Raw genomic sequence first — 9,241 nt, 5'->3', positions numbered from 1 at the left:
ATATTATTGGTGTGACCGACCTATTGTTTGGGGTGACCGACTGATTATGTTTGAGAACCGACCGATTATTGACTGGAACCGACCGATTCCAAATTTATTACCATCAACTTCTTGTTATGAAAGTCTATCTAAGTTAAGAATTTGTAAGTACTGTTTTATTTCATCGTATAACGCTTCGACTTCTTTGGAGCTATTTAGGTGGAGAATGGAACTTGTGGATAATTCCATTTCATAGCGCTGTGCCACATATGTCCCTCCTTGGCTTTTATCGGTTTCCATCAGGTATGTTTTGCACCATTCTATAAAGTCATTCGTATACAATCCATGCTCATCTAGCCATGATTGTTTACCAGTTTTGCGGGAAATTTCTCTATTTCTTATGCGTTCCATTCTTTCATTCTCCGGTAAAGACAGAAATACTAAAAGATCCCGATTGGAAAAGCCATCTGGATGCCATGAAAAAATAGAGCCTGAGACTACATAACACTTATTAGAAGTGATATCTCGCTGAAACATTTCCCTTCTTATTTCAATTGGATTATTTTCTAGAAACGTATCGTCCTTCCACAGATAGGAATCGGTATCGATCCATTTTATTTGCTCTCGCTGTGCAAAATATTCACCTAATGTACTCTTCCCTGTTCCAGATCCGCCTATAATTTGAATTCTCATACGTTTCCTCTCCTCATAATAAAAGAATAACCTGTAAAAAAGCCGAGAAAGCTGTTCTCTCGGCTTTATAAATATTCATGAAGCTTTCTTCTCAAAATTTTATTGGAAGCATTTCTAGGTAGCTCCTCGATAAAATAATATCGGACAGGCTGTTTATATGTAGCAAGCTGAGTTTTCATAAATGATTTTAATTCTTGTTCGGTAACCTCGCTCTTTAGCACAACAAAGGCAATCGGTACATGCCCCCATTTATCATCCTGAATCCCAGTTACTCCGGCTTCTTTTACAGCACTATGCTTAACTATGGCCTGCTCCACTTCAGCAGGATAAATATTTTCTCCACCCGAAATGATTAAATCTGATCTACGGTCGACGACGTATAAATAACCTTCGTCATCTATATAGCCCATATCTCCCGTATGGAGCCACCCGTCATCCTGTGGATCCTTGGAAGATGCTGCTCCAACATAACCTTTCGTAACATGTGGTCCTTTAATACAGATTTCTCCTATCTCCTTTTCTCCAGAAATACTTATTTCTGCAAAAAAGAGTGGCTTTCCTGCTGAGCCTAGCTTACGAATAGCATCCTCACTAGATAATGTCGTGGTTTGTGAGGATGTCTCCGTCATACCATATGTCTGTAAAACAGGTATCTTACATTTAACCGCTCGTTCCAAATAATGGAGAGGTACAGGCCCTCCACCGACTAGCATAGATTGGAAAGTATCCGGGAACGTTAAATTCCGTTCCTCTAAGACACTAATCAATCTTTCTAACGTTACAGCGACTACGGACATTCTAGTAACTGTTCCATTTAAAATTTCCTCTATAGACTTATATGCGTCAAACTTTGTATGGAGGCTGACTGTCATACCATATAGAACGGAACGCATTAGAATAGAAAATCCGCTAATATGAAACAATGGCATTGCGCATAACCAGCAATCATTAGGCTGAACACCTAGATTTAAAGCAGATCCAGTTGCACTCATCACATGGTTTTCTAGTGTTTGGCGGACGCCCTTTGGCTTCCCTGTCGTACCAGATGTGTACATAATAGTGATTGTTCTATCCTTTGGCCATTCATAGTCTATTTGAAATCGCTTGTTAGAGGCTTCTGTAACCTGACTAAAGGATATCCGGTTACCATACATCAAGCTTCTATCTAACCGATCGACTAATAATACGTCAGACTGACTATCATTTAATTGATAAATCAGCTCGTCCTCTGTTAAACGTTCATTTAGCATAACAAGCTCACAGCCTAATTGCATGCAGCCATGTAAAACTGTCACTAGCTGTGGGCTGGAGGATGCCAATATAGCAATTCTCATCCCTTTGTTAACGCCTAATGTATGTAGCTTCTCGGCAAAGTCTATTGCCTCCTGCTGTAATTGTGAGAATGTCCATTGTTGGTCTTCAAATATGATAGCTAATCTATTTGGTGTAAGACTTGCTCGTTTAACCAAGAGATTAGGATACATAAAAACAACTCCTTTATTAAGTAAAGCACAAGCAAATGTATTCTATCTTTTAAAAAAAGCTGCCCTTTAAAGGACAGCTTAGGAAAACTCATAAATTTCTAATCACGGGAAACGTGGGAATTGACCAAAGTCTGGTTTACGTTTTTCTTTAAACGCATCGCGACCTTCTTTAGCTTCATCAGTTGTGTAATAAAGAAGTGTTGCATCTCCAGCTAATTGTTGAAGACCAGCAAGTCCATCTGTATCTGCATTCATAGCTGCTTTTAAGAAACGAAGAGCAGTTGGGCTCTTTTCTAGCATTTCCTCACACCATTGTACAGTCTCATCTTCTAATTGCTCATAAGGAACAACTGTGTTTACTAAGCCCATATCCAACGCTTGTTTTGCATCATACTGACGACATAAGTACCAAATTTCACGTGCTTTCTTATGACCAATGATACGAGCTAAATAGCCTGAACCATAGCCAGCATCAAAGGAGCCTACATTTGGTCCAGTTTGTCCAAAAATAGCATTGTCAGCTGCGATTGTTAAGTCACAAACTACGTGTAATACATGACCTCCACCGATTGCGTAACCAGCCACCATAGCTACAACTGGCTTAGGAATTACACGGATTAAACGTTGTAGGTCTAGAACATTTAGACGTGGGATTTCATCCTCGCCTACATATCCACCATGACCTCGAACCTTTTGGTCTCCGCCTGAACAGAAAGCTTTTTCGCCTTCTCCAGTTAGAATAATTACACCAACATTTTTGTCATCGCGAGCACGAGAAAATGCGTCGATCATTTCCATCACTGTTTTAGGACGGAAAGCATTTCGCACTTCTGGGCGATTAATCGTTACTTTAGCAATTCCATTATAGAATTCATATTTAATGTCTTCATATGTATGTAATGTTGTCCATTCACGAGTCATCTTACATCCTCCTTCAAAATTATATCCTCTACTATTGTAGCAAACAATTTGGGATTTTCCACATGAATTGCATGGCCCACACCATTTATTATTTTCCAGTCAGCATTTGGTAATAACGTTAACATCTTTTTAGCAATTTCACAGAACTTCTTATCTAGTTCTCCCGTTAACATGATGACTGGAAATTCAAGAGAGCCTAGCTTCTCCCATAAGGAAGGCTGCACTCCAGTGCTAAATCCCTTCAAGCTATTCGACAAGCCCATTGCTGTTTGAGATATTCGCTCTTCTCTTATCTGTTGCTGCTTCTTCAGTGATAAACTCTTTTGCGAATCAAACAAAGGAATCTGCTCCCAGTAATCTGTAAACGCAAGGACACCGTCTACTAGAATTTTTTCAGCCAGCTTGCTATCCGCTGATTTTCTTTGTATACGAGCTTCCTCATCCTTTAAGCCTGGAGAACTGCTTTCTAGTATTAAACAGTCGACCTCATACTTACTTGCATAGGCAAGTGCCAATCTACCACCCATAGAATACCCTATAAGCGTAAAATGATCCCAGCCTATCTGTTGGATTAGTGCATGGAGATCCTCCACCTGTTCCTCAGCAAAGTAACGGCTAGCATTTTCAGGCTTGTCACTTTCCCCGTGGCCAATTAAATCAATGGTTAGCAATTCAATAGAAGGATCTAGAGAAGCAATAACTTCCTCCCATGTCCTACTAGATCCAGTAAATCCATGCAGAAAGACTGCCTTCTTCTCGGCACCTGTATTGTACCTTTTAACTTTCATCTGAATTGACCTAACGGTTATTAAGCTTTCCAAGTGACATCCAGCTCCTTAGTGATTGCTGCCCAAAGCTTTCGATGAGTTTCTGTATTGTTCTGTCGATCCGTACGAACTTCAATCATACGTATATTCTTCGTTTTATCCTTACTTAAGACAGCTTGAAAATCTTCCTTAGTATTTACTACATCATATTGAGCATCGTACATAGTAGCAATAGCTGAAAACTCAAGCCCTGTAGGTGTCCCGAACAAATGCTCAAAGTAATTAGTTTCCGTAGATTGTGGCAAGTAAGAGAATATGCCTCCTCCATCATTATTCATAATAACAATGGTTAAGTCTGTTTCGCTAAAACGAGTAACTATTAATCCATTTACATCATGGAGAAATGCCAAATCGCCAATTAATAGATAGCCAGGTCTTTTAGTTGCTGCCTGAATACCTAAAGCCGTAGACACTACTCCATCAATTCCGTTTGTCCCTCTATTGGCATATACATGGACATCCTTATAGGTTTTATTGAAAAAGGTGTCTACATCACGTATAGGCATACTGCTACTTGCTATTAAATCCGTTTTGTCTGGAAGCCCCTCAAATAACGTTCCCGCTAACGCACCCTCGTCGGTTTGCTCTGAAATATACGTCTGAATATGTTTCGTTGCTATATCATTAGCCTTAGACCAATTTTCAAGATAGCCAGAAGATTGCTTTTCTTCTACCTGCAACCAAAGAGATGACGGATTTACTTGTAAGTGATGAGTTACAACATGAAGAGAATCTCTAAATATTGGACTTTCATCCACAGCTATAAAAGTTTTAGGAGGGTTTGCCTCTAGAAACTTCATGAGCGGCTTAGAAACCGGCTGAGCACCAAAACGAATTACTACTTCAGGGATAGCTGATTGCATAAACACTTCACTTTTTAAAATAGCGTCATATTGGTCTATACACAAATGCATACAATCCATAGGTACATTACTTCTAAGTGTAGACAATGGATCAGCTAGTACTGGCCATTGTATAGCTTTCACAAACTCCCAGAAACCTACTGTTGAGTTTAAGGAATCACCTGCAATAATAAGTCCCTTCTCTGTGTCTGTTATTAACTGAGTATACCAATTGATGCATTCTTTACTTGGCACAAGCTTCCCTAATTCTGTTTGCTGCATTTGAGGCACAGAAGCAGGTCGATCCATTTCTAACAATAATGGCTCACGAAACGGCACGTTGATATGAACTGGTCCCATCGGTGCACTCCTAGTAGAAGAAACTGCACGATGAATATGTCTCTCTATAAACGCGAGACTTTCTTCTCTTTCCTCAGGTAAGGGAAAATCGACCGACCATTTTACATGCTTACCAAATAGATGTATTTGGTCTATCGCTTGAGGAGCGCCAACCTCTCTAAGTTCATGTGGGCGATCCGCTGTCACAATAAGTAATGGTATTCTTGCATAGTATGCTTCCACTATCGCCGGAAAGAAATTCGCAGCAGCAGTACCTGAAGTACACAATAGAACTACAGGGTTCTTTTTCGCTTTGGCAATTCCTAAAGCAAAATATCCTGCAGAACGCTCATCAATTTGTCTATAGAAGTTAAAGCCTGTCGTTTTTGCAAACCCATACGCTAAAGGAGTGGATCTAGATCCTGGGCATAGCACGATATCCTCTATGCCCGCTTGTTTAATAGTTTCTACAAATTGATTGACATAAGATGTTAGAAAGCCCGCGTTAGTCATTCATATTTCCTCCCAAAGTTCGAAGCATTGGTCGGAATTTAACTCTTGTTTCTTCAAACTCTTCTAAAGAGGTGGACTCGGAAACTAATCCGCCTCCAGCATATAAATAAGCGTATTGGTTTTCTATGAGAGCGGAACGAATACCTACCGCAAACTCTCCATCTCCCTCGGCATTCACCCAGCCGATTGGAGCGGCATAGTAACCACGGTTCATTTGTTCAGATTCTCTAATAATCTCAATGGCCTCTTGTCGAGGTACACCACCAAGTGCTGGTGTCGGATGCATAGCTTCTACAAACTCGAAAAGAGAAGAGCTTCCTTTAATTTTCCCCTCAATAGGTGTAAATAAATGCTGAATATCTCTTATTTTCATAAGCTTTGGTCTAGCTGGAATCTTAACCTGCTCACAATATTGCTCAAATACTTTTCTAATCATCTGAACAACATATTCATGTTCCATTAAGTTTTTATTATCCGATAATAGCGCATCTCCAAGCTTCTTATCTTCCACTTGGTCTTTTCCTCTTCGAACGGATCCAGCCAAACCAGCAGATTCAACCTTTCCATTTTCCAATTTTACTAATCTCTCTGGAGTCGCCCCAAAGAAAGTCTTGTCTTCTTTCTCAAGACCAAATAAATAACTTTCAGGTTGCTCCATCGATGCATTGTAAATTGCTGTAGATGGTGAAAAGATATCATCAAAGGTTAACTTTAGGGAGCGTCCAATAACTACCTTGTTTACTTCCTTATTACGGATTCTTTCCGTTACAGTTTCAACCGCTGATAAGTATTCTTCCTTTAATCTATCTTCTCGTTGAAGAAGATGTGGCTTTTTATGGACCTTCAGTTCTTTCACTTGAGCTGTATGAATTAATGTATCTCTTTCTATACGTAAGCGCTCAAAAGCTGCAGAGCTGTCCTCTTCCTCTGTAATATGATGAATACTTACAAAAGCCTGGTCGTCCTGTATGACTAATTGAAATGTAGCCACAGCAAAAAAACTAGACGGGAAGCTATTCCATTCCGATGAAATATTGTTTGAAGGATCGAAAGAGAATCCACCAAATAGAATTGGAGAAACATCTGCTTTTTCTATTAATGAGCATGCACAAAGGTCGTCCCATTTTTGAGCTATATCGCTGTATCTATTTTTCTCTAAATCATTAGACAGAACATAGGCATGTCCAAGTCCAACCAATGTGAACGTTTTCTCTTTGTTTTGCCAAAAGAATCGTTTCCCTTTATAGTAATCCTCTCCTGCTTCAAAAAAGGCATGAGCAGACATTCTGGATACTTCTATTGTTTCTGTATAAAAACGTAATGTTGATTTATTTTGCCCGGTGGTGTTCGGCATATATATGACCTCCGTATAAATTACCTGCTAGTTTAAGTTCATGTTTTATTACTCTACCCTTTATCATACAACTTTCTCCACGTTTCGGCACACATTTAGCTACAAATGTATGCTAAAATTGAAGTTGATTCTTTAAAAGGAGAGAAATTTATATGTCACAAGAACTACAAGCTGATAAAGGCTGGCGTATATGGTGGAAGTTAACAAGACCACACACGTTAACTGCATCGTTTGCCCCTGTATTTTTAGGTACAATGATTGCCCTTTATTACGTAAATATTGATTGGCCTTTATTCTTAGCAATGCTCATTGCGTGCTTGTTTATACAAGCTGCTACGAATATGTTTAATGAGTACTACGACTTTGAAAGAGGTCTAGATAGTGAAGAATCTATCGGCATTGGTGGCGCAATAGTCCGCAATGGAGTTAAACCAAAGACAGTGCTTCAATTAGCCTTAGTTCTATACGTCCTAGCTGCTCTGTTAGGTATTTATATTTGTTCCCAATCATCTTGGCTTTTATTGATCGTTGGAGCCGTTTGTATGCTCATTGGATACTTATATACCGGTGGACCTTACCCAATAGCTTATACACCGTTTGGAGAACTATTCAGTGGCGTGGTTATGGGAATGTTTATTGTTTTAATTGCTACATACATTCAGGTAGGTTCTATACCAAATTTTGCCTTGTTCCTATCTATCCCTAGCACTCTGCTTGTCGCTGCTATTATGCTTTCTAATAATATTCGAGATATTGTAGAGGATACAAAAGGCGGTAGGAAAACAATGGCTATCTTAATAGGTAGAGACAATGCTATTAATGTGTTAGCCCTATTTTTTATCGTTTCTTATGTATGGATCATCTTACTAGTAATTCTACAAATGATTACACCTTGGGCTTTACTAGTCTTCCTAAGTGCTAAGAAACCACTAGATGCTATAATGCTATTTAAATCTAAAGAGAATCACCTTGAAGTTGGATTAGCAATGAAAAACACCGCTCTTACGAATACCATTTTCGTATTTCTTTTAGGAATTGGCTTGTTAATAGGATTTTTACTATGATGGTCAGTCAGGAAGTTAACCCTTCCTGGCTTTTTTATTTGTGAAGTTTAAGTTAGAGGTTGCAGAAGTGTAAACGAAGAAAGAAAAGTCTAACCAAATAATTGATTTCGCATAGTTTCTTTAGAATCGGACGGTTTTGTTTAATAATCGGTCGGTTAGGAAAAATAATCGGTTGGTTCTCTTCAATAATCGGTCGGTGGAAGAACTTTTAGAAGTAAATCTCTTCACAAGAAGATAATGCTCCAAATGCTATAATGTAGGACCGACTCGAACACTTTAATGTTATCGTCTTGCTAACAATATTTAAAAAGGAATTTCACAAACATGACAGAGAAATTATTATAAGTAAGTGCAGTATAGATTCAATACAATAAATACACTACTTTTCTTAATACCTCTTCCCGTCAGGACCTGCAGTGTTATAACGGTCCTTACATATCATAAAGATAAAATAAAAAAGACAATCACCGAAGTGATTGTCTTTTTACAGTTATGACCCCTACGGGATTCGAACCCGTGTTACCGCCGTGAAAGGGCGGTGTCTTAACCGCTTGACCAAGGGGCCTTATATATGGCGGAGAAGGAGGGATTTGAACCCTCGCGCCGGTTGCCCGACCTACACCCTTAGCAGGGGCGCCTCTCCAGCCACTTGAGTACTTCCCCATATATATGGCACCGAAGGTAGGACTCGAACCTACGACCAATCGGTTAACAGCCGATTGCTCTACCACTGAGCTACCTCGGAATAATGGTGGGCCTAAATGGACTCGAACCATCGACCTCACGCTTATCAGGCGTGCGCTCTAACCAGCTGAGCTATAGGCCCATTAATTGGAGCGGGTGAAGAGAATCGAACTCACATCATCAGCTTGGAAGGCTGAGGTTTTACCACTAAACTACACCCGCGTGATAAATGGTGGCTCAGGACGGAATCGAACCGCCGACACAAGGATTTTCAGTCCTTTGCTCTACCGACTGAGCTACTGAGCCTCTTCGATTTACGCTAAGCAGCACAACTCTTTGTCAGCTTCACTCACTCATTCAGTCACGTACTTTAGTACGCTCCTTCTTTCGTTCGATTGCTTCCTCGATTTGCTTGCTTATCCTAAATCTCTAACATATTGAATAATAAATGGCGGTCCCGACCGGGATCGAACCGGCGATCTCCTGCGTGACAGGCAGGCATGTTAACCGCTACACCACGGGACCATTTGGTTGCGGGGAC

General features: G+C 39.9%; 7 protein-coding genes and 6 tRNA genes. 1 reads left to right on the top strand and 12 read right to left on the bottom strand.

What is annotated here, in order from left to right; all coding sequences use genetic code 11:
- Positions 1–114: 114 nt before the first annotated feature.
- From AC06OU_RS07575 to AC06OU_RS07550, 6 genes are all read right to left on the bottom strand, one after another.
- The gene (locus AC06OU_RS07575) at positions 115–672 is read right to left on the bottom strand and encodes an AAA family ATPase (protein ID WP_475855010.1); all 558 of its coding nucleotides are present in this window, start codon (positions 670–672) and stop codon (positions 115–117) included.
- A 65-nt stretch (positions 673–737) separates the two neighbouring features.
- Positions 738–2,156 carry an o-succinylbenzoate--CoA ligase gene (locus AC06OU_RS07570; RefSeq protein WP_475855008.1) on the bottom strand — a complete coding sequence of 473 codons (1,419 nt, stop codon included), beginning with the start codon at positions 2,154–2,156 and terminating at the stop codon, positions 738–740.
- Between the two features lie 102 nt (positions 2,157–2,258).
- Positions 2,259–3,077, bottom strand: a complete 819-nt coding sequence (gene menB, locus AC06OU_RS07565) for a 1,4-dihydroxy-2-naphthoyl-CoA synthase (RefSeq protein ID WP_475855006.1) — start codon at positions 3,075–3,077, stop codon at positions 2,259–2,261.
- Positions 3,074–3,898: a 2-succinyl-6-hydroxy-2,4-cyclohexadiene-1-carboxylate synthase gene (gene menH, locus AC06OU_RS07560; protein ID WP_475855005.1), complete on the bottom strand. Its 825-nt coding sequence runs from the start codon at positions 3,896–3,898 to the stop codon at positions 3,074–3,076. The genes menB and menH overlap by 4 nt, the downstream gene beginning before the upstream one ends.
- Positions 3,886–5,598, bottom strand: coding sequence for a 2-succinyl-5-enolpyruvyl-6-hydroxy-3-cyclohexene-1-carboxylic-acid synthase (gene menD, locus AC06OU_RS07555; RefSeq protein WP_475855004.1), 1,713 nt, complete (start codon positions 5,596–5,598; stop codon positions 3,886–3,888). The genes menH and menD overlap by 13 nt, the downstream gene beginning before the upstream one ends.
- Positions 5,591–6,952, bottom strand: a complete 1,362-nt coding sequence (locus tag AC06OU_RS07550) for an isochorismate synthase (RefSeq protein WP_475855002.1) — start codon at positions 6,950–6,952, stop codon at positions 5,591–5,593. Before AC06OU_RS07550 ends, menD begins: the two co-directional genes overlap by 8 nt.
- Before the next feature lie 152 nt (positions 6,953–7,104).
- On the opposite strand from AC06OU_RS07550, the gene AC06OU_RS07545 reads away from it, so the two are divergent.
- Entirely contained in the window at positions 7,105–8,016 is a 912-nt protein-coding gene (locus AC06OU_RS07545) for a 1,4-dihydroxy-2-naphthoate polyprenyltransferase (protein ID WP_475855001.1), read from the top strand.
- A gap of 493 nt (positions 8,017–8,509) precedes the next feature.
- Here AC06OU_RS07545 and AC06OU_RS07540 read toward each other — a convergent pair.
- From AC06OU_RS07540 to AC06OU_RS07515, 6 genes are all read right to left on the bottom strand, one after another.
- Positions 8,510–8,581, bottom strand: a tRNA-Glu gene (locus AC06OU_RS07540).
- A 7-nt stretch (positions 8,582–8,588) separates the two neighbouring features.
- Positions 8,589–8,679: transfer RNA gene (locus tag AC06OU_RS07535), tRNA-Ser, on the bottom strand.
- Between the two features lie 86 nt (positions 8,680–8,765).
- Positions 8,766–8,842 (bottom strand) — tRNA-Ile (locus tag AC06OU_RS07530).
- Between the two features lie 6 nt (positions 8,843–8,848).
- Positions 8,849–8,922, bottom strand: a tRNA-Gly gene (locus AC06OU_RS07525).
- A gap of 8 nt (positions 8,923–8,930) precedes the next feature.
- Positions 8,931–9,006, bottom strand: a tRNA-Phe gene (locus AC06OU_RS07520).
- Positions 9,007–9,149: 143 nt separating this feature from the next.
- Positions 9,150–9,225: transfer RNA gene (locus tag AC06OU_RS07515), tRNA-Asp, on the bottom strand.
- Positions 9,226–9,241: the final 16 nt, after the last annotated feature.

This window comes from Psychrobacillus sp., assembly GCF_056205495.1.
Note: the sequence above shows the minus strand (reverse complement) of the source record. Positions and strands in the feature narration are given on the sequence as shown.

Bases quoted from the DNA above. Each gene is read 5' to 3' on its own strand.
- AC06OU_RS07575 (WP_475855010.1), bottom strand. From the start codon at position 672: ATGAGAATTCAAATTATAGGCGGATCTGGAACAGGGAAGAGTACATTA.
- AC06OU_RS07570 (WP_475855008.1), bottom strand. From the start codon at position 2,156: ATGTATCCTAATCTCTTGGTTAAACGAGCAAGTCTTACACCAAATAGA.
- menB (WP_475855006.1), bottom strand. From the start codon at position 3,077: ATGACTCGTGAATGGACAACATTACATACATATGAAGACATTAAATAT.
- menD (WP_475855004.1), bottom strand. From the start codon at position 5,598: ATGACTAACGCGGGCTTTCTAACATCTTATGTCAATCAATTTGTAGAA.
- AC06OU_RS07550 (WP_475855002.1), bottom strand. From the start codon at position 6,952: ATGCCGAACACCACCGGGCAAAATAAATCAACATTACGTTTTTATACA.
- AC06OU_RS07545 (WP_475855001.1), top strand. From the start codon at position 7,105: ATGTCACAAGAACTACAAGCTGATAAAGGCTGGCGTATATGGTGGAAG.